At 42.6% G+C, this 23053-nt stretch carries 19 protein-coding genes and 2 pseudogenes; 13 read left to right on the forward strand and 8 right to left on the reverse strand.

Annotated elements, in window-relative coordinates:
* The first annotated feature begins 383 nt into the window (after window positions 1-383).
* From QZV86_RS05035 to QZV86_RS05075, 9 genes are all read left to right on the forward strand, one after another.
* On the forward strand, window positions 384-614 hold the full coding sequence (locus QZV86_RS05035) for a CopG family transcriptional regulator (protein WP_295624666.1): 231 nt from the start codon (window positions 384-386) through the stop codon (window positions 612-614).
* A complete protein-coding gene (locus tag QZV86_RS05040) occupies window positions 607-948 on the forward strand; it encodes a type II toxin-antitoxin system PemK/MazF family toxin (RefSeq protein ID WP_295624668.1) in 342 nt (113 codons plus the stop codon). The genes QZV86_RS05035 and QZV86_RS05040 overlap by 8 nt, the downstream gene beginning before the upstream one ends.
* A 294-nt stretch (window positions 949-1242) precedes the next feature.
* Entirely contained in the window at window positions 1243-1605 is a 363-nt protein-coding gene (locus tag QZV86_RS05045) for a hypothetical protein (RefSeq protein WP_295624669.1), read from the forward strand.
* A gap of 297 nt (window positions 1606-1902) precedes the next feature.
* A complete protein-coding gene (locus tag QZV86_RS05050; protein WP_295624672.1) occupies window positions 1903-6330 on the forward strand; it encodes a CusA/CzcA family heavy metal efflux RND transporter in 4428 nt (1475 codons plus the stop codon).
* 33 nt (window positions 6331-6363) lie between these two features.
* Window positions 6364-7638 (forward strand): efflux RND transporter periplasmic adaptor subunit, encoded by a 1275-nt coding sequence (locus QZV86_RS05055; RefSeq protein ID WP_295624674.1) that lies wholly within the window; start codon window positions 6364-6366, stop codon window positions 7636-7638.
* A 693-nt stretch (window positions 7639-8331) separates the two neighbouring features.
* A complete protein-coding gene (locus QZV86_RS05060) occupies window positions 8332-8793 on the forward strand; it encodes a hypothetical protein (RefSeq protein ID WP_295624676.1) in 462 nt (153 codons plus the stop codon).
* Between the two features lie 68 nt (window positions 8794-8861).
* Entirely contained in the window at window positions 8862-9428 is a 567-nt protein-coding gene (locus QZV86_RS05065) for a TlpA disulfide reductase family protein (RefSeq protein WP_295624678.1), read from the forward strand.
* A 31-nt stretch (window positions 9429-9459) separates the two neighbouring features.
* Entirely contained in the window at window positions 9460-9687 is a 228-nt protein-coding gene (locus QZV86_RS05070; protein WP_295624680.1) for a DUF4266 domain-containing protein, read from the forward strand.
* Window positions 9688-9744: 57 nt separating this feature from the next.
* On the forward strand, window positions 9745-12435 hold the full coding sequence (locus QZV86_RS05075; RefSeq protein ID WP_295624682.1) for a DUF3570 domain-containing protein: 2691 nt from the start codon (window positions 9745-9747) through the stop codon (window positions 12433-12435).
* Window positions 12436-12954: 519 nt separating this feature from the next.
* Here the strand turns inward: QZV86_RS05075 and QZV86_RS05080 are convergent.
* The 3 genes from QZV86_RS05080 to QZV86_RS05090 all read right to left on the reverse strand — a co-directional run bounded on the left by QZV86_RS05080 (window position 12955) and on the right by QZV86_RS05090 (window position 15042).
* Window positions 12955-13272, reverse strand: a complete 318-nt coding sequence (locus QZV86_RS05080; protein ID WP_295624684.1) for a hypothetical protein — start codon at window positions 13270-13272, stop codon at window positions 12955-12957.
* A gap of 176 nt (window positions 13273-13448) precedes the next feature.
* On the reverse strand, window positions 13449-13868 hold the full coding sequence (gene flgB / locus QZV86_RS05085) for a flagellar basal body rod protein FlgB (RefSeq protein WP_295624686.1): 420 nt from the start codon (window positions 13866-13868) through the stop codon (window positions 13449-13451).
* 16 nt (window positions 13869-13884) lie between these two features.
* Window positions 13885-15042 (reverse strand): IS4 family transposase, encoded by a 1158-nt coding sequence (locus QZV86_RS05090; RefSeq protein ID WP_295624688.1) that lies wholly within the window; start codon window positions 15040-15042, stop codon window positions 13885-13887.
* A gap of 361 nt (window positions 15043-15403) precedes the next feature.
* Between QZV86_RS05090 and QZV86_RS05095 the strand changes: the two are divergent.
* Window positions 15404-15615: pseudogene (locus QZV86_RS05095) on the forward strand (GDCCVxC domain-containing (seleno)protein).
* A 471-nt stretch (window positions 15616-16086) separates the two neighbouring features.
* Here QZV86_RS05095 and QZV86_RS05100 read toward each other — a convergent pair.
* Window positions 16087-16521, reverse strand: a complete 435-nt coding sequence (locus tag QZV86_RS05100; protein ID WP_295624690.1) for a hypothetical protein — start codon at window positions 16519-16521, stop codon at window positions 16087-16089.
* 154 nt (window positions 16522-16675) lie between these two features.
* Window positions 16676-17329: pseudogene (locus QZV86_RS05105) on the reverse strand (IS256 family transposase); the annotation flags it as partial.
* A gap of 231 nt (window positions 17330-17560) precedes the next feature.
* Here QZV86_RS05105 and QZV86_RS05110 point away from each other — a divergent pair.
* Window positions 17561-17860, forward strand: a complete 300-nt coding sequence (locus QZV86_RS05110) for a hypothetical protein (protein WP_295624692.1) — start codon at window positions 17561-17563, stop codon at window positions 17858-17860.
* Window positions 17861-18218: 358 nt separating this feature from the next.
* On the opposite strand, the gene QZV86_RS05115 is transcribed toward QZV86_RS05110, so the two are convergent.
* The 3 genes from QZV86_RS05115 to QZV86_RS05125 all read right to left on the reverse strand — a co-directional run bounded on the left by QZV86_RS05115 (window position 18219) and on the right by QZV86_RS05125 (window position 20279).
* The gene (locus QZV86_RS05115) at window positions 18219-18728 is read right to left on the reverse strand and encodes a TlpA disulfide reductase family protein (RefSeq protein WP_295624694.1); all 510 of its coding nucleotides are present in this window, start codon (window positions 18726-18728) and stop codon (window positions 18219-18221) included.
* A gap of 125 nt (window positions 18729-18853) precedes the next feature.
* Window positions 18854-19315, reverse strand: a complete 462-nt coding sequence (locus QZV86_RS05120) for a hypothetical protein (protein ID WP_295624696.1) — start codon at window positions 19313-19315, stop codon at window positions 18854-18856.
* Between the two features lie 211 nt (window positions 19316-19526).
* Complete coding sequence (locus tag QZV86_RS05125; protein ID WP_295624698.1) at window positions 19527-20279, reverse strand: hypothetical protein; 753 nt, start codon at window positions 20277-20279, stop codon at window positions 19527-19529.
* A gap of 865 nt (window positions 20280-21144) precedes the next feature.
* Here QZV86_RS05125 and QZV86_RS05130 point away from each other — a divergent pair.
* Both QZV86_RS05130 and QZV86_RS05135 read left to right on the forward strand, forming a co-directional pair.
* Complete coding sequence (locus tag QZV86_RS05130) at window positions 21145-21486, forward strand: hypothetical protein (protein WP_295624700.1); 342 nt, start codon at window positions 21145-21147, stop codon at window positions 21484-21486.
* Window positions 21487-21603: 117 nt separating this feature from the next.
* A complete protein-coding gene (locus QZV86_RS05135; RefSeq protein ID WP_295624702.1) occupies window positions 21604-23037 on the forward strand; it encodes a TolC family protein in 1434 nt (477 codons plus the stop codon).
* Window positions 23038-23053 lie beyond the last annotated feature (16 nt).

Here is a 23053-nt window from a genome sequence, read left to right on the forward strand (position 1 = left end):
ATCTTCTTGATCTTCATTCATGAGTTGTCTGAGTGCTTCATCCACCAATTCAGAAACAGATCGTGAAGAAGTCACCGATTTAACTTTTAATGCTTGATGGATAGAAGGATCAAAATAGATAGTCGATCGTTTTGATAAATTGCTCATACAAAATTTCTCCAGTAATTTAAGAAGCATTATAACGTTTTTATGAATGTAACGTTTACATGTTACGACGTTAAAGTGTTATTATTTCTTAATTGACTATCCTATTGATAATACGTTATCAATAGTTAGATAGGGGACTTATCGAAAAGAATTTTTGTAATAAATATCAGATGGAGTATTTAGTTATCATACTATATAGTATGATAACTATTTATTCACAATAGTGTGAACATAGTATGACACATCGAACGACTATTACACTGGATGATGAAAGTTTTACTTTTCTGAATAATATTGCCGGTGATAATCGTAGTGCGTATATCAACGAACTTTTGAAACAAGAGCGCAAAAACTATATCAAGCAAGCTTTGCTCAAGGCAAATCAGGAGGAAGCCCAGGATTCCGACTACCAGAAAGAACTAAAGGAATGGGATACAACCTTGCCTGATGGTCTCCCGAATGACTGAATTTAAGCAACTAGATATTTATTGGGTTGATCTGGAGCCAACCAAGGGAGCAGAAACTAAAAAGCTAAGACCGTGCGTAATTGTTCAGGGCGATCTTGTGAATATCCAATCCAAAACCCTGGTTGTGGCACCAATGCTACCTAACCACAAATCCTGGCCATTTGCAGTAAATCTGAATCCAACCAGTATTAACAAATTGGATAAAGATCGTCATATTAATCTCAAGCAATTACGTGCGATTGATATCTCTCGAATAGGCAAAAAGCAAGGCAGGCTTGAGAGCGAATATTTGCAATCGATCAAACAAGCTTTAGCAATTGTATTTGATTTGTAGTTATTCTTAATATTCTGCAGCAAGTGTGTTACATAAATCTTAAATAAGATAGAGAGTTTATCCGATGACCCAAGGGCTGAAGCTGTATCTTTATATAAATAGCGGGAAAAGAACTTTAATTGGTTAATTTTTAATGATTGGAGTTTTGTTGCCATTGAATGGTAAATCTGTTGGCTCTAAACTATCAGACATATCTGCTAGTCTAGTAAAATGATAATTGACGCGAGGCATGTATTTTAACTTCTTAAGACCAGAAATAATAACATTTATTTTCAGATATGTTATGCTGTTACAATGTGTAAATTACCTAACATTATAGTGTTAGTACTGTCGCTCAGTTTGCTGGCAAATACGCTTGCGTGGGCTTTCCATGGAGAAGTATTTGCACATGAGCTTGACCGTCATAATCTCACACATTCAGCAGCACAAACAATGCAGGAAGATCATCTGACTAACGAACTTTCTGATGAAAAGAATTTGGATCTTTCGGCACACATATGTCTCAGCGCAGCATATCAACCCTTTTTTTTTGCAAAATTCCCCTTATTAGTACCAATCGCAGGTAAAGAGATTCCTGTTAAACTTATTCTGTCGCAAGTTCCAGAATCTTTTATAGATTCACCGTTTCGCCCTCCTCGTAAAATCATTCACAGTTAAAACGTAAGTCCAAGCTGCTTTAATAGTTAGTATTCAAAATTTAGCAAATGTTTAGGCTAAGCACATAACTAGCTATTCAGATCACAGCAGGCAAATGGATGTGATAGCCGAGCACACAAGTCATCGTTTCTCTCTATGTTAATGCCAGCTCGATGCTGCCATTAGGCGCCAACTAGGTAAGCAAGTCACATCTATACCTCTGCCGAGACTTACTGTTTGATCACGACAATTCTATGGAGATTACCCTTGGATTGATCATTAGAGTCAGATAATTTTATCTAATAATAGGTCAGGTGCATGATTAATAGCATCATTTATTTTTCTATAAAAAATAAACTCATTGTGGGTTTGCTTACCCTAGCTCTGATAGGCGCAGGGATATATTCATTGTTCACCGTGAACCTTGGTACGGTACCCGATATCACCAATAATCAGGTACAGGTAATCACGGTTTCACAAAATCTGGCTACTGAAGACATCGAGCGATTTGTTACTTTTCCTGTGGAACTGGCTATGGCCAACCTGCCCGGTGTTACGGAAATTCGTTCGATTTCTCGCTTTGGCCTTTCGGTAGTAACCATCGTCTTTGAAGATGATATGGGCACCTATCTGCCACGGCAATTAGTGCAGGAAAAACTTAATGTAGTAAGACAACAAATACCTGAAAATTTTGGCAGTCCGTCTATGGGGCCCATTACAACAGGGTTGGGAGAAATTTATCAATATACCCTCCAGCCCAAGCCTGGCTATGAAACGACATACTCCCCCACTGAGTTGCGCACTATCCAGGATTGGATCGTAAGACGACAATTAGCCTTGGTAGAAGGCGTAGTCGGAATAAATGCCTTTGGCGGAAAAATTAAGCAGTATGAAATAGCAATCAACCCTGAAAATCTCAATGCCAACAATGTTTCCATCTCTGAAATATTTGAGGCCTTGCGGCGCAATAATAACAATACCGGGGGTGCCTACATTGAAAAAAATAACATGGCCAATTTCATCCGCGTGGAAGGTCTGGTACGTTCACTTGATGATATAGGAAATATTGCTATTAAAGACGTAAATGGCATACCCGTCTTAATCAGAGATGTAGTGGAAAAAATACATTTTGGTCACCAAGTGCGCTATGGCGCTTTCACGCAGGATGGCCGCGAAGCTGTAGGTGGCATGATTTTGATGCTAAGGGGGGCAAATTCTAATGCTGTAATCCAAAACGTGCAAAAGCGCATAGCTGAAGTTCAGAAATCATTGCCAGAAGGCTTGGAGATTAGACCTTTTCTTGACAGAAGCGCGCTTATAGAACGGACTACCAGCACAGTAAGAGAGAACCTCACAGAAGGTGCGCTAGTTGTAATTTTTGCCTTAGTCATCATTCTAGGTAGCATTAGAGGCGGCATTGTTACTGCCAGTACCATTCTCTTGTCCTTCCTCTTTGCCGCTATCTTGATGAAGCTTTTTAACGTATCGGCTAATCTGATAAGCCTGGGGGCTATTGACTTTGGAATTATTGTTGATGGTGCAGTGATTATAGTAGAACGCACCATATATGAAATTCAAAAAAAATTTAAGGCCGGTAAATTCGATATTGATCAAGATGTCATGGATGAACTAGCCTACCAAGCTGGAAGTTCTATGATGAATACCGCAATTTTCGGTCAGCTAATTATACTGATCGTATTTGTTCCTATTCTATTCCTTACTGGAATAGAAGGTAAAATGTTCCACCCCATGGCCTACACTTTTGGGTTTACCATGCTAGGAGCCATTATCCTTTGCCTGACATATGTCCCAGCGATGTCAGCCTTATTTTTAAAACCACTAAAGAACAAAAAGAACTGGTCTGGTAAGTTAGAAAGATCGCTTGAGAAAGTCGGAGAAAAGATCATAAATGGCTTCCAGCTTGTTTATCTACCATTACTAAAAAGTGCCCTACGGCACCAAGCAATTGTCATGATTGCGGCGATTGTGTTACTGGCTGCTGCCATCTTTACATTTACCAGGTTGGGTGGCGAATTTATACCGCAGTTAGAGGAAGGCGATATTGCTATGCAAGCACTTATCAGGCCGGGTAGTAGTCTCAGCGAGGCCATTGATGTTTCGATAAAAATAGAAAACATTTTGCTGGAAAATTTTCCGGAAATAAAAATCGCTTTAGCCAGGATTGGTGTAGCAGAAATTCCCACGGATCCTATGCCGATGGATATAGCTGATATGTTCATTATTCTGGAAAAAGACAAAAATAAATGGACTTCAGTCAAGTCAAAAGATGAACTTATTGAGAAAATCAAAGAAAAGCTTGATAACGAGCTGACTGGAGTCAACCTGGTTTTCAGCCAACCAATTCAGCTGCGCTTCAATGAGTTATTAACGGGTGTCCGGGAAGATGTGGCCGTGAAGTTATATGGTGATGATCTTGATGTGCTGGCGCAAAAAGCAGATGAGATGGCTAAAATCATCGAGACCATTCCCGGCGTTGGTGATGTCAACCCCGAACGGACTTCCGGCCTGCCCCAAATGACCGTGCGCTATAACCGAGAAAAAATTGCTCAATATGGGTTGAATATTGATAAATTGAATGAATATGTCAGATCGGCATTTGCTGGGGGTGTGGCTGGAGTGATTTTTGAAGGAGAAAAACGCTTTGACATGGTCATACGTTTTGATAAAACCCACCAGAAAAGTATTGACGATTTACGCAATCTTTATATCGACTTGCCTAACGGCAATCAGGTTCCGATCAAGGAGTTGGCCGACATCAACTTTGTGCTGGGTCCCATGCAAATATCCCGCGACAATGTATTCCGAAGAACCTATGTGGGAGTGAACATCAGGGGACGAGATATGGAATCCGTAGTGAAAGATATCCAACAAAAATTGGATGCTGAGCTGAATTTGCCACCTGGTTATTATCTTACATACGGCGGAGAGTTTGAAAACCTGCAAAAAGCCAAGAATCGATTAGCTATCGTGGTGCCAATTACCATTTTTTTGATTTTCGTTTTGCTGTATTTTGCCCTGAAGTCGTTTTCCCAGTCGATCATGCTTTTTACCGCCATTCCTCTAGCGGCCATAGGCGGGGTATTCGCTCTTTGGTTACGGGATATACCTTTTAGTGTTTCAGCTGGAGTCGGTTTTGTTGTGTTATTTGGTATAGCCGTGCTTGATGACTTAGTATTAATTAGTCGATTCAATTCGTTAAAAGAAGAAGGAATTATCGATATTGAGGAGCGGATACTTAAAGCAGTTAAGGAAAGAATCAGGCCTATTTTACTTACAGATGCTACAGATATACTCGGCTTCTTGCCCATGGCATTATCTGTGTCAGCAGGCGCTGAAGTGCAACACCCCTTAGCAACTGTAGTTATTGGTGGTTTGATCTCGGGTACTCTGCTTACTCTTATAGTGCTTCCGGTAATTTACGCTTTCGTGGAGAGTCGAAGTAATAATAAGAAAAACCTTATAAGCCTTAAACGCCCTGATACAAACGTATTTCTCATACTGATTGTATGCGGTGGGCTGCTTAGTATCCTACTTGGCACTGCCTCTACAGTGAATGCACAAACACAGCCGATAGATAGTCTGCAAACGATTACCCTGGAGCAAGCTAAGGAATTAGCTTTACAGAATTTTCCAAAGATACAGGCAGCAAGACTTGAAATAGAAAACCAAGAAGTTCAGAAAAAAACCGCTTGGGACCTTGGTAGTACCTCAATCTTCACTGGTGCAGAAAAGATAGGGTATACCCCAGAAACTACTTATATGAATGTTGGTATCAAACAGAGCAATATTAATATATTTGGTATTGTTCCTAAACTGGAGCTACAAAAAGAGCGGGTGGCATTGGCTGAGAAGGCGCTTAACCTGTCTGTGATAGAAGTAGAACGGGAAGTAAGCCGAGCTTGGGCTATGGCGTATACCGCTAAAAATAATTATCAGGTTTACAAACGGCTGGACTCGATATTCATGGATATTGAACGGGCAGCCCGGATAAGACTTGAAGTTAAAGCGACTTCTAAGTTGGAATACCTGGCAACCTCGAATCAGGGAAATCAAGTGCAGATACAGAAAGAACAGGCCTATCGCGACTATTTAAGTGCGCTGCATCGATTGAACCTATGGTTTGTCACTGACACTGTATTCACCGTCCCAGATATCCCTGCAAATCAATTGGAAAGTCCACTGAACTTAATATCAGATTCTATAGACGCCCATCCTGTACTTAATGTTTCTAAGCAAAAGGTTAGTGTAGCAGAGGCTGCTATCAAAGAGAGGCGTTCGCAATTTTTACCCAAGTTAAGTTTACAGTATGGCAAACAAGAAATATCTGGTCTGCCTGGACTTCATCAATTTCAGGTTGGCATTGAAGTACCGTTATTTTTTGCACCGGAACTGGGAAGATCGCAGGCTGCAAAGATCGAACACACAATTGCCAATCAGAATCTTCAGCAATCTCAACTAGAACTAGCTGCGGCTTATCAGAATATCCGTGAGCAGTACATCAAGTGGCTGAACTCATGGCAATACTACCGGGACACGGCGCTTCCTATGGCCAGGGAGCAGCAAACCGGAGCAGTTACTGCTTATCAGGAAGGCGCCATAGACTATGTAACATTTCTGCAAAACATGAGAGAAGCGATTCGTATTGAAGTCGACTCATGGAATGCCTTTGGCAATTATCTGGATAGTCGCTACCAGCTGGAATACTTCTTAAAAACCTCAAACTAACGCGAAAATCAAATAAATAAAGAGTAAATAACGATGAAAAAATACATCCTATTCCCATTTACCTTGGTCTTAATAGCAATTTTACTTACCAGTTGTACTAGCAAATCGGCTGACAACAGTAATTTGGGAGATGGTAAAAATCAGGCGTCTCAGAAAGGAAATGCTAAAAAAGAGCATGGCCATGATGAGCATCCTCATGAGGATAGCGCCAACAAAGGACATAACGACGCAGAAGAAATGAATGCAGTGCATCTTTCAACGCAAAAATTTAATAGTCTTAACATCAAAGTAGATACGATACCTATACGTGCGCTTTCTGGGGTGGTGAATGTCAACGGCAGATTGGAATTGTTTCCCCAGCATAAAGCCATAGTGACGGCTATTTTAGGAGCCAATGTAATTGATATCAAAGTAATTGAGGGAGAAAAAGTAAAAAAAAGTCAGGTACTAGCCTACCTTTCACACCCTAACCTAACAAACCTCCAAATCGCATACATAAAAGTCTATAACCAGATGCAATTTCTGGAAAAAGAATATGTCCGTCAAAAAAGGCTTTACGATGAAGGGATAGGCTCAGGAAAGACCTATCAACAAACGCAAGCTGACTACCAAACCATCAAGGGAGAAGCAAAAGGTCTTGAAACGCAATTGAAGCAATTAAATATCGAGGTGAGAAAGGTCAGGGATGGGAATATTGTTCAATATGTACCGGTAGTAAGCCCTATTGATGGCTATATCGAAAAAGTATTGATACAGACAGGGCAGTTTATAGATCCCCAAGCACCAATGTTCGGTGTTATAAATAATGATTATATACATGCTGATCTAATGGTTTTCGAGAAAGATATATATAAAGTAAAAAAAGGTCAAAAAGTATCATTCACGGTTCAATCAGTTCCGGATAAAAATTTATCAGCCATAATCTTTTCTGTTGAAAAGAATTTTGAGAGAAAACCTATGGCAGTTCGTGTGCACGCCGAGATCGATCAAAAAGAACACTTTCTTATTCCGGGAATGTACATCCGTGGAAAAATCCACACAGAAAGTGAGTCCGTTAAAGCTCTACCGGAAGAAGCCATCATCATAGAGGAAGGTAAGCCTTACATTTTTATGGCGCACACGCGCCAGGAAAGCGGAAAAATGGAATGGGTGTTCAGTCCTGTTGAAATAAGAACAGGCATTTCTAGTGAAGGTTGGGTGGAAATCAACCTCCTCGAACCGCTACCTATGAACGCTAAAGTGGCATGGAACAATGCCTATTACTTGATCGGGGAGATGAAAAAAGGCGAGACATCGCATGAGCACTAAAATGTGTTTAAAAAAATGGAAACTTTAAAATCCAAGTGGATATTGTTTTTTCCATGCTGGAGCTGCCCCTGCAAGGCATTGCTGCTGCCGTTCTGTCAGTGTGTATGCAGGAAGATTTTAGCAAGCACTATGATAAGACAATGATAGCTGATAATCATCATCATGGTGACTGTCATAAGCTGAGGGCTAACCGACCATTTGCTAGCAAACCTGCCATGCGACGATACTTCTTGTGACACATACAGTTATACCCAGATTTTGTCGGGCTATCGTGCGCCCATACCCACTAACGACACTACTGCAATTACTTCATTTAATCCCGGTTTTACCTCATTTATACCTGAACAGCCACAACGCCCTCCATTAGCTGTCTCCCTTTAGAAATCCGCCTGTAACCCAGGCAAAGAATCGTATTACATAAATTAATATTTGATCACTGAAACAGTACGATTTAGCTACTTACTTTTTTACTGTAGTTCAAGTTTGTGTTTTCTAAAATGAAGCATTCGTGTAAATAGCGATTTAAAAACCGACATGCATGCAATAACTTGTCGGTTTTTTGTTGATGGAGGTGCGACATTTTGTCGCATTGCTATTTATTTGTCTGAACAAGATAATAAGAGGGAGCACTGCTGTAGGGTGGAGTTCTAGAAATAGTTTAATACAGTTATTAATGGCGTAGGAGAATTAATTATGCAATTCAGAGTCCTGAAAAAATTATCAATCGGCATTTTCATGGTGGCGTGTACATTGGGGTATGCACAGTTCAGTGGAGCGGATGAAGGGGGCGCAGTATTGGATCCAACGGGTACTATTAGAAATTTTACCGGCTATGCGCAAATTTCTTGTTTTGATAGTGGCAATGGACCGGTTGATTATTTAGAAGCCGATATCATAGATCTTTCCGCTCCAGTAGATCATTTATTAGTTAATTTGGTGTTAATTAAAGATGACAAGGCGGTTAGTGTAAGCGATACAGTTTCAGGTGATGCAAATCCAAGCCCCCCCATTATACTGCAAGGTGGAAATGGAGTTTATTTGTTAGTGGTGAGCAAAACCGATGTAGGCCCAAGGCAATTTGTCGTTGACTATCATTGTAAGACAGCAGCAGGTGCTCATGCCGGAACAGATATTAATGTCAGACAGTTTGAATGATTGTTGACTTTTTGAATGTTAAACCGTGGCTTATTTGATATCCCAATTTATTATAGTAGTTAGGTTGGATGATGATTAGACAGTATGGTCAAATAATTCAAGTAATCAATGAAGGTACAAGAGCAATGATTAAAAAAATAAAGTGGTTATTTTTTTTAATTCCAATGTTTAGTCTGTATGCAATGCCTTTAATTGCAGAGCATCTTGATAAGATTTCGCCTGCTTGTACGTTGACTACATTGGAGGGTGCCCCTGCCCATAATTTGCAGGAATTGAAAGGGAATGTTGTCTACATGGATTTCTGGGCATCCTGGTGTCCGCCTTGTGTAAAATCTTTTCCTTTTTTAAATCAACTAGATCATGAATTGAAGGATAAAGGTCTGCGTGTGATCGGTGTTAATCTGGATGAAAAAGTAACCGATGCGCAAGAATTTATTGCTAAATATCCAGTCGATTTTTCGATTGTTACGGATCCAAGTAAACAGTGTGCTAAAGGTTTTGAAGTAATGGCGATGCCAACTTCCTATTTAATTGACCGAAAAGGAAATATTCGTCATATCCATCAAGGATTCCGTCCCGGTGAATCTGAACAATTACGCGCTTTAATTACGCAGTTGGTGATGGAACACCCTTAAACACAGGACTTGTGGTGCTGTTCTCAATTTTATGAAAAAACGATATGTCACGATTCGATTAATACTCGTCGGAATGTGTATTGCGCTGGCTGGCTGTATCAATGTGGCGCCATGGGAGCGAGGTAATCTTGCAAAACCTCAGATGGAATTGGATCCCCATCCCTTACAAAGTGAATTACAATCCCACAATTACAGCAGTCGCGAGGCTGCTCCAAGCCATAAATCATCTTCGGGCGGCGGTGGCTGTGGCTGTTATTAGGTAGTCTTCATTAGCGGTTGTTTTTTTAAGGTAAATAAAATTTACAGCGAAACAGTTATGCCCCAGCATCAGGATGGCAGCCATCAATCAGTCCCACCTCCAAAACCAAGAAATACACTACATGCATTAACATCTGCCGCATTGGTATTGCCAGGTCTATTGATAGCACCTGGGCATGCAGCAGGAACAGACCGGATCAATTTCCAGTATAGTCGTTATCAGGAAGGCGAGCGAAATCTCTTTGGTGTGCCCCAAAGTTTAAAACCAATCACTGCAGATGTTTTACATGGCAGTGGTAATTTCTCACTGACAGACCGTACTAAATTTTCTTTTGGCTATACGCAGGACACCTGGTCGGGTGCTACGCCGATTACGATTTCTCCGCTGGTTGCCAACGGCAATCGCCCCATTTTAAGCAATACTGAAGCAGGAGTAGTGGTTGTTGGTGCTTCTCCCATTATTAATAGCTCAGTCTATTTAGATCGAGATTTAAATCCAATTCAACGGGATCCCCAAGGTGGTCAGTTACAGGGTAAAGATAGCCGGTCGGTGATGGTTATGTCATCAGCTTCACCCGAAACTCGTCATCAGGCTAATTTTGGTTTAAGTCATGAGCGGAATGAAGCGGCAATCAATATAGGCGGCGGGTTTTCAAGAGAGAGGGATTATAAATCCAGCTATGGCAATATTGGCGGGCGTTTGGATTTTAATCAAAAGCTAACCAGTGTTAAATTTGGGGGGGGATATACGCATAGTGAGATTGGCGCCATTCTGGACCCTGATGCCTCACCTTATATCACCAAAACTGCATTTTCCCAGCAAATTACAAGCCGTGGCGGTTCTGAAATATTGCAAGGTAATCGGTATGATTGGGTGGCAAATGTTGGCTTAACTCAGGTTCTAACCAAGATTGCGTTTATTGATGCCAATATTGGTTATACCCGTAGCGAGGGGTTTATGGAGAATCCCTATAAGGTGATGTCGGTGATTTTTATTGATCCGGCTGCTTTAAACAATAGCCAGACAACACCGATTGCCGGTGATTTGCGTGCGCTCATTGAACAGCGACCCAATATCCGCAATCAAGTCGCCATTAACACTAAATATGTTCAGCATATCGGTGCGTTCGATGCGGCATTACATCTCGGTTACCGATTATCAGTGGATGATTGGGGCATTAATACCCATACCTTTGATGCCAATTGGGTGCAACCGATTGGGAGCGGGTGGACGTTGACACCACGGATTCGCTATTATTCTCAAGATGCTGCAAGCTTTTATCGACCCTATTTGTTTTCTAAACAGACTTATCTAAGAAATGAAGTCGATAGTCTAGGTCGCCAAATCTGGATTGATACTAAAAATCCAAATGTGCAATATTTTGGCGATTCGATTTTTAATCTGGTTGACCAAAATGGCAACTCAGTTGATGGGCTATCAGTTAGCGCTATAGCCAAAACAATGTCATTCGATGCGGGGAAATTACCCGATAATTTTTCCAGCGATCATCGTTTAGCAGGTTTTGGGGCAATCAGTGGTGGAGTTACATTGAGTAAGATGCTCGGAAAAGGCGTCGCGCTGGAAGCCGGTTTTGAATACTATACTCGCGTCAGCTCTCTGCAGATAGGAAGCGGAAATAACAGTTTTGCCGATTTTGATTACTATGTGGCAAATGCGGCACTGAAATTTGACATAGAACCAGCCAATTTGTCCCTGCCTACAGGTAATTCCTCTCATCATCAGGATTCATCCAAGCACCATCACCACAAAACTCATCCAGCGGGCATTATGTTCGGTCATATGCTCGATAAACCTGGAGATTTCATGATGGGTTACCGGTTTATGCTGGGTAAATCCGATGGAAGCATGATGCATGGCGCACATAAAGTGAGTGATCAAACAGTTGTTGATCAAGGTTGCAACGATGCAACGCCATGCCGGTTCACACCCGCATACATGAACATGCGCATGCATATGCTCGATATCATGTATGCACCGACGAAATGGCTCAATGTCATGCTAATGCCGACTTTCATGGACATGGACATGAATCTGCGCGAATTGGCCGGGCGTCCACCTCCTGTACCGGGTGTGCACGAACATGGGGGTGCTTCGGGTCATGAAACCGGCGCTGTCGGGGATACGTATTTTTCATCATTCATTAAGTTGATCAATATTCCCGGTCATCGCATCCATATGAATCTGGGACTTAGTGCACCTACCGGAAAGGTGGATATAGAATTGCGTCGCATGGCTCAGATTGATGGTGGATTGATCCATTTTGGCATGCAGCTTGGGAGTGGTACCTGGGATTTTATGCCAAGTTTGACTTATGCCGGAGAGAAAAGCCGTTGGTCGTGGGGTGCGCAACTGAGTGGTGTCAAACGCATGGAAGAGAAAAATAAATCCGGTTACCGTCTGGGTGATATTTTTCAGGCGACAACGTGGGGTGGTTTTGATCTGACGCAATGGTTAACAGCTTTCGTGCGAGGTGCATATACCCTGCAAGGCGCGGTACAGCGGGACTTTGATTCATTCAACGCGCGTATTGGCCCGATGGATTTTCCCGCAAATTATGGCGGACAATTCTGGGATGTCGGGTTGGGACTGAATGCCATCATCCCAAGTGGACGGTTTGCAGGTAATCGTTTTGGTTTTGAATGGATACAACCGGTTAAGAATGATTTCAACGGATTTCAGCTTGACCGCAAAGGGGCACTTGCGGCGACCTGGAGTTATCGGTTTTAATTCCTATGGAAGCTTGAAATAAAATAGTCGTTTCTGAAGTATTGCCGAACACTGCCGTTGAGTGGAATAAGTTATTTATTGTGGTTTCTGGTGAATTAGATGAAGCCAAAGAAGCAAGAACACAAATCAATGGAAGATATTTTTCGCCTGCGACCAGTCACAGATGTTTAATCGATTAGCAAATAACGAGATTGCCGGAAAAGTTGCGACAGGAAAGTAGGCCCTATTGTGCGTAAGAGCTCCCTCACACCTGCCCTAATAAGAACGCAGAATATGCGTGTTAATTCTGTCAAACCTTACTCAAGTGTAAAAGATGTCATGATGCGCCAATCAGAAAGATCAACAAAGATCACAATAAAAAATTCGCTATCGCGGCTTGATGAGGACGTAATAACAGCACATACTGATTAATGGTGGTGGCGGTTATAACAGTAGGGATCCGAGCTATGCTTATTTCTGGTGTCTGATAAGAGAAGAGAGCGGTGTAATCTGTTGATAAAGAACACCCCAGATCAACTATCAAGAAAGGAAAACCCCGCAATGACAGATAATAATGTTTTTAAACTGAACAACCAGAATGCTGGCTTCATCCAGAATCCTGACTTCCTGCTTCAGGCTGGCCTTAGCGCGGTTACGTAGCTCACATTTGCTGCGTGTGGTTTTCTTTTCTTCTCCCGTCGCTGAATCATATCGGGTGCGCATTCTGCAAGTGACACCTATCGTGCGTCCAATAGCAAGCGCCGTCTGTTCCAGCCTCAAACCTAGTACCAATGGCAGCGCGATCGCTAGTGCAGCTCTGAGTTCTGCCGCCGTTATGGCCTTCTTTAGCCGCTCCATCGCCGCCTCAAGTGTTCAGCTCACTTGCCTTCCGTGCCAACCAAAGGCAAAGGCTATATTATTACTGTTTCTATCTCTAATTGGAATTAGTTAGCCAAAGCTTACGCCCGGTCGAGCGTTAAGATTGCGCAGGGATTTCTGGGCTGCTATATCGAATACATCAAATAAAGATATATTTATCTCTCCTGTAGGGCTAAGGATAAGTCGTTAAAGTTATCATTAAGAAGTGTTATGATCACGTCATACTTAATGGCGTTATCGGCGAACTGGGTACGTTCCATATTCATATCTACTGTGTTTCCATCTGCACTAGGTTGCAAAGGAACACGATATAATAAATTACCTTCGAGGATCCCTGTTGGATCAGTGCTAATGTGTCCTGAAGATGTTGTTATTAAACCAACTTTGGTTGTATTTGTTGTTAATGCAAGTTTCTCACGTAGTACACTAGAAAAGTCAATGTCTTTCGCCTTAAAATTAGGAGTATCTGCATTTGCTACATTGCTTGAAAGCAATTCTTGCCTTGCAACTCTTAAATTCAAAGCTTGATGATATAAATCCAATTCTTTATTTTTATCAAGTTTACTAATAAGCATTGTCAGTAGTGTCCGGTTAAAAGTTTAACAAATTTAGTTGGTTAGCGGCGCCGCACTGTTCTGGAATGTAGACGGCGCCTTGTAAGGCTTGTCGCAACTGGTTTTTCTCAAAAACAGAGACCGATAAAATCTGTAGCAAAGTGTAGAGCGAGGCATCAATTTGAAGCTCCTTTTTAACAATGGCGATCAGCACGTAAGTGGCGACGGCGCACCAGATCTGCGTTTTCACCGCATTCTCGCTGTTGCCGATGAAACGTTTGATACGCAGATGTTGCTTGATCCACTTGAAGAACAGCTCGACTTGCCAGCGGTTTTTGTACAGCGCGGCAATCGTCAGTGCAGGCAGGGCCGTGTTGTTGGTCAGGAACACCAACGTCTTGCCGGTTTCCGGGTCTTTGAAGCGGATGCGCCTCAGTTGTTCGGGATAGTCCTGCGAGATGTAGAAACCGTCGAGCACGATGCGCTGATCGCAGATGATGCCGGTACTTCGATCGACTTTCATCGAGTACACCCTGTGCGCGTTCATTCCTCGTTTGGCGCGAATTACGAAGAACGCCCCCGACTGATGCAGCGTGAACAGGCGACTGAAATCCAGATAACCCCGATCCATCACGTAGAAAGCCCCTGCCTCGAAGGACACGTTGACTTCGTGGGTCTTGCCATTCGTGATGTGGATGAAAGCCGGAATATTGCCGCGCAAGTCCAGCAGGGTATGCAATCTGACCGCCGCCTTGCTGGTGCGAAACGGTGCCCATGGAAACAGCGACAGGCACAGGTCTATGGTCGTCGCATCCAGTGCGTAGACCGTATTGGTCAGATCGACACCGAAGCTGTCGTTGCAATACAGTTTGCGTGCACGCCGGATCAGCAATGTAGCCAAGTCTTCCCAGATGTGCCAGTTGCGTGCTTCGTTGGCGTCGGCCAGTGTCGAACGTTTGACTGCCGCGCGAAAACCCATGCTGTACAGCTTCGCCTGGTTGGCCAGCAAGCAGGCTTCGATATCTCGCAGACTCTCGCGGTAGGTCAGCTGCGCAAAAGCCATGGCGCGGAATTGCTCGGTACAACTCAGATTGCGCACGCCCGAATCGCCACCATGACGAGCCACGATTCTCGCGAAGCTCGTCCATGGCACAAACTCCACCAGTTGTGCGAACAGCGTTTTTCCAAAGTTCATAGATCACCTCCAGAAGGTTCAACTTCTGGAGATTACTCGAACCTGAATTTGCAAAATATGATTTCAAATCGGCACCAAAATATTTTCTCTGCAATCCTCATCAATACTGGCTTCTATCGTTTCAACAGCTAATTTAACCGGACACTACTGAAGCATTGTATAAATAAATCTATTATGAACCTTCTACTAGAAACATATTAGGTATAGTAAATGTATTTATTACACACCAAATTATGAAACAAAGCCATTTTTCCCTCTTACCTTACTATTTACTTACCTACATATAAAAAGATAGTAGTTTTAAATTCAAACATTATGATTGATTAAAAATATAATACACTTAATATGGCTATTAATAGCTATGACAAATATTATTCTAGAATCGACTATTACTTGCCCATATTGTCTGCATTACGAAAGAGAGATCATGCCAAGCGACTTGTGCCAATACTTTTATGATTGTAAAATTGCGTGACTTTGCTTAAGCCAAAACCCAGAGATTGCTGCGCTTTTTGTTCCTATGGCTCCGTTAAATGTCCACCTATCCAAAAGAACATTCAATGTTGTTCATAAAGAATTAGTTTAAACCTTTGTATATTTATAGGTCGCGCCGCCCCCTTCCAGAGAGAAGAATATTGCCGCATTGTGCCGCATGTTACCAGATTCCTAACAAGGGGGTTTGTTGAGAGAATCGATACAATTAGCACTTTCTCTGCCCTACCATCGCATTTCGATATATCGGCTATAGCCGATATTTGCACCAGCTTCCAGGCGTAACAGGCTTCATGATTTGCATATCTGGGGCATGAGTACGACCGAGAGGGCTTTAACATTTTATCTTATAATACCCAATGGTTACCCGGGTGATGTTTTCATAGATGATTTGGCGCAATCACTCAAATCTCGCTTTTCAGTCACCCATAGTACATTCTAAATAGAACAAGGCACCTTTAATCATGCTTGTGTTTTACATCAAGATGTTCCGAACAATCATTAAGAGACATTCTTAGGACATACCTGTACCTGATCTACCTGATAAAGTGTCTATTGTAAGGGAGGTTGTGGAGATATTTTTTCCCAGCCGCCCGGACACTCCCTGACATACGGATAGTAGCCGTCTTGATTCCGACAATAGTGCCAATAGTTGGTTTGTAGCTCGGGAGTTGGTGGCATATTCTGTTGTGCATACTCTGATGGGGGCGAGGGTGCTGCAACCACCGGCGGGTAGGGATAATATGGATAGGGAAAATAAGGCGCGCCATAACCATAGTGACCTACACCATAACCTAAACCCAAGGCTAAATCGTATCCAAAGTGGCCTCCTCCATGCCAGCCATCGAAGTGTCCTCCTCCATGCCAGCCACCGTAGTGCCCTCCTCCATGCCCGCCACCGAAGTGCCCTCCTTCCGCCCGGACTGAATCATTAAAAAATGAGCCGAGCAATATTATGCTGAGGCTTACGAGATTTATGGGTTTCATAAAAGAGCCTATTTTATACCCAATAATGTAACGTATATACCGTTATCATGGTTGACGAAAAGGGCGGAATTGGAAGGTTTGCCCTGCCTGATAGCGGTACAAAGGGTTATTCTGCATAAAGGTAGAGCTATAGTCAAATCTGGTGTATAGAGAATCAAGCGGCATTCTGTTTTTGATCCTCTGCTTGTTTAATACCGTTAACAAATTTAACGCCATTGATTACATCTGCTAACAGATTATAACCTCTTAACCGGAACCATTTCTTCTGTGCGGTTTCCATGAGTTTGAATGCCATCGTCAGTGTTGTTATCCGGCTTCCACAATTTTTTGTTTTGGCAGTTCTTAGTCTGACAGTAGCAAATACTGATTCAATCGGATTGGTGGTTCTGATGTGCTGCCAGTTTTCGGCAGGATAATCATAGAAAGCCAACATGGAAGCTTTGTTCTTGGCTAGGCAGTTCATCGTACCCGGATATTTCGGATTGAAACGCTCGATGCAATGGTCAAAGGCTTTGTATGCATCTTCCCGGGTTTCCGCTTGCCAAATATCATGCAAGGCTTCTTTGACTTTGGGTTGCATGGCCTTGGGTAGTTTTTCCAATACATTGGCAGTCTTATGCACCCAGCAGCGCTGCTGATCGGTTTCTGGCCCGAGCTTGGTGACCGCTTTCCAGAATCCAAGAGAGCCATCACCGATAGCCAATTTAGGCGCCATCTTGAGACCACGCTGTTTCAAGTCAGTTAATACTTCCTCCCAGCTCGCCGCCGATTCGCGGTAACCGTCAGACAATGCTAGCAATTGGCTCTGTAGCAACGCCATTGAAAAAGGCCAGGCCCAGGAATCATCAGGTATGAACAATATTTCGCAAGGAAGGGGTAAATAATGAATAAGGTATTTAAGCGATTTGTTCGATGATGGATTTGCCACCGGATATGCAAGAAAGAGTGGTGTGCTCAATTACAGCAGCCATTAAGTATGAAATACCAGCTAATATCTTACTCGCAATAGCCGAAAGAGGGCGGAAAACCAGGTCAATGGGTGCGTAACAGTAACGGTACTCATGATGTTGGCTCAATGCAATTTAATACTTTGTTTCTTCAAGATTTATCCAAATATGGCATTACTCCTGCCCATGTAGCAAATTCGGGGTGTTATGCTTATGATCTAGCCGCTTGGCGAGTCCGTTTACATATCAAGAATGATAAAGGCGACATCTGGACGAGAGCAGCCTATTATCATTCGCGTACTCCAAAAAAATATAATGCAAAGTATCGTGCTGATTTGATTGTCATGGCGGTGAAGTGGGCGGGCTGGCTGGAAGATCGTTTTTCTTTGTAGAATACCAATAATCAGTAAGAGATTTTTTCCACAAAATCTGTGGATGAGGTTGTAGATGAATGTGCTAAGTATAGGGGCAAATAGACTTCTGATTGTTGCCTTAAATGTAGGCAAAGAGATTGACCGGCAATGTCTATCAGACCAGAGAATCTGCTATAACCGATATACAAATACATGGCTTACTATAACGTCATTCCTCATTAACATCTGTTATGCATACAAGGAGACAGCATGTCTAAATTTACCAATGAACCCATTGATACAACCTGTCAAACCGATACCTGCTTATAAGCATTAGCCTAACCGATCGTAGCATATTGACTTTTTTTATGAAAATTGGGGTCGTCGATGTAGGTCCTTATGGATGTTCCATCACAAGTTGAGTAATTAAAGCACGCAACTCGTTAGTTTCACCAGAACGAAATCCTCGATGTATATGCCGAATGTTTCCTTTTCGATCAATTAAATAGGATGTTGGCATTGCTATTACTTCAAAACCTTTGGCGCATTGTTTACTGGGATCCGCAACAATAGAAAAATCCACCGGATATTTAGCAAGAAATTCCTGGGCATCTGTAACTTTCTCATCCAGATTAATGCCGATGACATGTAAGCCTTTTTCTTTTAAATCATGATCGAGCTCATTTAAGAAAGGAAAGGATTTCACACAAGGGAGACACCAAGATGCCCAGAAATCCATGTAAACAACTTTCCCTTTAAATTCCTGCAAATTATGCGCGGGCGCACCTTCCAATGTAGTCAGCGTACAGGCAGGGGAGATCTTATCCAGATGTTCTGCAACTGATGTCGTTGTAAACAGACTCAGCATTGGAACTATAAAGAACAACCACTTTATTTTCTTAATCATTGTTCTGGTACCTTCATTGATTATTTGAATCATTTGACAATGCTATCCAATCATCTTCCAGGCTCACCACTACAAGAAACTGGGATATCAAATAAATCACGGTTTAACATCCTAAACGTCAAGAATCACTCAAATTGTTTGACATTAATATCTGTTCCGGTATGAGCACCTGTTGCTGTCTTACAATGATAGTCGACTATAAATTGTCTTGGACCTACATCGGTTTTGTTCACCACCAACAAATAAACCCCGTTCCCTCCTTGCAGTATAATGGGTGGGCTTGGATTTGCATCCCCTGAAACTGTGTCGCTGACACTAATCGCCCTGTCACCCTTTAGCAACAGCAAATTAACCAATAAATGTTCCACTGGGGCGGAAAGGTCTATTATATCGGCTTCTAAATAATCAGCCGGTCCATTGCCGTTATCAAAGCAGGTGATTTGCGCATAACCGGTAAAATTTCTAACGGTACCTGTTGGATCCAATACTGCACCACCTTCATCCGCTCCACTGAGCTGCGCATAACCTATCGTATACGCCAACATAAAAATGCTGATTGATAATTTTTTCAAGATGTTGGGTTGCATAATTAATTCTCCTCATGTCGTAAAGACGCATTAAGCTATTTCTGGAACTACACCTTTATCGTAGTACCTGATCTTATTATCTTGTTCAGACAAACAAATAGCAATGCGACAAAATGTCGCACCCCCATCAACAAAAACCCGACAAGCTAGCAATATCTTGTCGGGTTTTCCCGTTGCGGCAAGCTCCGTAAAGAGCTCATGGTGTAGCGATCTACGGCAGCGGCCAGATCTGTTGCCCGTCAATTACAACTGGCATATCGCGATTAATTTGCGCGGCCGATGGTTTTACTTCTACAGTGACGCCAGTACCACCACATGATGAAGGCAATGGATTTGTTACCAGATCGCGCGTAATAGTAAATGAAGCCGGGCCATCGTCGGTTGTGCTCACGCGATCATATGGGGTGCCCAGGTTATTATGCGTCCACAGATCAACGACACCATCTCTGCTGTTAAAATCACCCACACCGGTAATTTCGCAGATATTAGCAATCGAAACACTGATTTTCACGCTACTGGCGCAGGATGTCGGTTCGATTCCGGCTGCTGTAAGTCTCACAGGCGTGGCAACATTCAAATCGCTCGGCATACCGGGTCCACCGCCCACCCAGAATCCAACCACGTTACCGTTTGAGTCTTTTTTCTCTGCCATCGCATCGAATGCTCCGCGATTCCATAAAAGCTGAAAATTATTTCCATAATTTGTCAGGAAATCAGTCAATGGACCACCATGCGGCTGACCATCCACGAGAATAGCTGAATCCAGACCATTTGGAAATACAACTGATGTCCCAATAACACGGACAGTATCACTGCAGGAGTGACCAATTACGATATTATTGATTGTCCGAGTTCCTTCAGTTTGCGTGGGAACATCTAGGCGCGTATGCGCCAGAACGCTCTGCCCCAAACCCATCAGCATGATGCCAGTCAATGTACGTGCAAGTAATTTCATTTTGTTCATGTTTATTCTATTTCCTAAGAGAAATACTAAGAAAGTAATTGTATAATAGGGATTTAGTCGTATTCATAATTTTGACTATTTAATACTGTTGCTAATACCTATAAGGAGTATCTTTCTTCCTGGAAGAAAAAACAATGCGACAAAATGTCGCACCCATGATTCTGCATCTAAGATTTAACAATTAAATTAACGGCATGCCATAAAAAATGGAGTGTCGATAACAACATTTTTCACACTTCATGAATTTATTAGAAACGTATCTAAAATATACACCTGCCCCAATTTGTACCTTTGCAAGAAAATCCTAGAAAATTCCGAACTAACTAAAAGGCTACGGAATGAGTACTTCAATGACCACGCGTACAGTGGAACAGACAGCCCCCTATAAAAACAGATGAATACAGATTTCAGAGCCATAAAGTAGCATCTGTGCGAATCCGTGTTATCTGAGATTTAAGACAATAAATGACGAAATCTTTTAATCTCTGAGGGTTCAATTCCCCGCCCATTGGGGCGAAAGCTGGTTGAAAACCAGCAGATTGGAGAGCGCAGTTAATACTCCGCTGCTTGCGGCGGGGTGCTTTATTTTCCCTGCGCCGCATAATCGCTGGATGGATCATCTTGTTGATTGTAAATTAATATAAATAAGGCATGATTTCTGCGTATTAATTACGAGATATTCAAGTTTTATTCTGCTTATATTTTTCCACGCCTCGAAATACATAGAAGGCCAGAATTTTTTTACAAAAATTTCTAAATTGCAAATATTCGAATAATGTGAAATGATTATATCCGTGTAACATTTTGCTTACATATAAAAAATTTGGATCCTATGCGGAGATATCCTATTTATCCTATTATCTTTATGCTAATTATTAGCATACTGGCGAATGGGCTTAGTTTATCCTTTCGAGGAGAGGTATTTGCGCATGAACTGGATCATGCTCATCAGGCGCTGTCCCTTGATCCCGCCACACATCTGGAATCGCATCGAACCAATGTTTCCAAGGATGGTGCTGATCTTGATGCGACAACCCATTTATGCCTGCATTCAACGGGACAGTATCAACCTTTTTTCTTTAATTCTTTTCCGCTGATACCTGATCAGATCGCCACAGAAGTTTTAACCGTATTCATTTCCGCCATTATTCCTGAAGTAATCCCCGATCTACCTCTTCGTCCTCCTCGCAGCATTGCTTTAAGCTAAATTCTTAAATTGTGTTGTTTGTGGATCGTTCCTTCGATCCATAACACCGCAAAAACAGGGCAATTCAAGCTTGTCGAATACCTGTTTTATAGGCTTAAGCACTTACGGAGGGATTCCATGAAATTGAGCAATCTGTTCATAGCGTTATGCTATTGGGTAGCTCCAGAATTACGAATTATACTATTACTAAGTTCTACTTTATTGCTGGGTTTCTCATTCCAGATAAAAGCCAGTACTGATTTGTTTAGTGCCCCATCTAATGGAATAAAAAGTTATCCAACCGATTCAATAGTAGTCGGTGATGCGGGAAATAATCTGACTTTACGTGACGCAATTAACCTTGCGTTACTCCGCAACCCTGAATTGGCAGCTTTTTCCAAGGAAATGCGTGCATTGGAAGGGGCAACATTGCAGGCTGGTTTACTGAGGAATCCGGAACTGTCAGTAAACGTTGAGAATATCGGAAACATACAAAAGCTTCGTGGTGATCTCAATTCAGCGGATTCAGTAGCGCAGGAAGTAGTTCAGCAGCTGACCACCATCCGGATCGGGCAATTGATTGAGCTGGGTGGGAAACGCGCGGCTCGGGTTAACGCTGCGCTACTGGGTGAAGATCTGGCCGCCAAGGATTATGAAATCCGGCGGGTGGAAATTATTGCCAGAGTGGCCAATGTGTATACGGAAGTGCTCGCTGCGCAAGAGCGGCTCAGGCTTGCTGAAGAAACCCGGCAAGTTGCACAAAACGTGGTTAATAGTGTGACCGAACGTGTGCAAGGCGGGAAAGTGGCGCCTATCGAAGAAACCAGGGTCAAGGTGGGGCTATCGACTACGCGTATTGAATATGAACAAGCGCAACGGGATTTAATATCAGCGCGCAGACGACTGGCATTGTTATGGGATAGCGCCTCTCCGCAATTCAATAAAGCCTTGGGGAATCTTGAAATATTGATTCCCCCTCCTAGTTTCCAAATGCTAGAAGAGCGTGTATTAAAAAACCCAATGGCACTGCGCGCGATGAAAAATATTGAGCAACGTAAAGCATTGTTGGAAGTAGAGCAAACGCGCCGCATCCCTAACCTTACCATTAATGCAGGCGTTGTACATCACGCACAACTGGGTGGTAACACGGCTGTGGCTAGCGTGATGGTGCCACTGCCGTTATTCGATCGTAATCAAGGAAATATCAAAGATGCTTATCAACGCGTGGACAAAGCCGTCGATGAGCAATCCGCGATGGAGTTGCGATTGAAAACTGAGCTCACGCAATCTTATGAAATGATGTCAGCGGCATGGAATGAAATTAACATACTGCGTGACGAGATATTGCCCGGCGCTAAGAGTGCTTTCCATGTGATGCGCAGGGGCTATGAATTGGGGAAATTTGGTTTGCTGGAGTTGCTGGATGCGCAACGTGTTTTATTTCAGAATCAAGTGCTCTATGTACGTGCACTGGCAAACTATCAGCGCCTGGTGAATGACATCGAGCGCCTGATTGCAGGACCTATCGATAGTGTTAAGCCGAATCATGAGATTAACATACGCCAACCGTAGCGGCAGGAAAAAGATT

It is taken from the genome of uncultured Nitrosomonas sp., from assembly GCF_902826915.1.
In the GTDB taxonomy this organism is placed as follows: Bacteria; Pseudomonadota; Gammaproteobacteria; order Burkholderiales; family Nitrosomonadaceae; genus Nitrosomonas.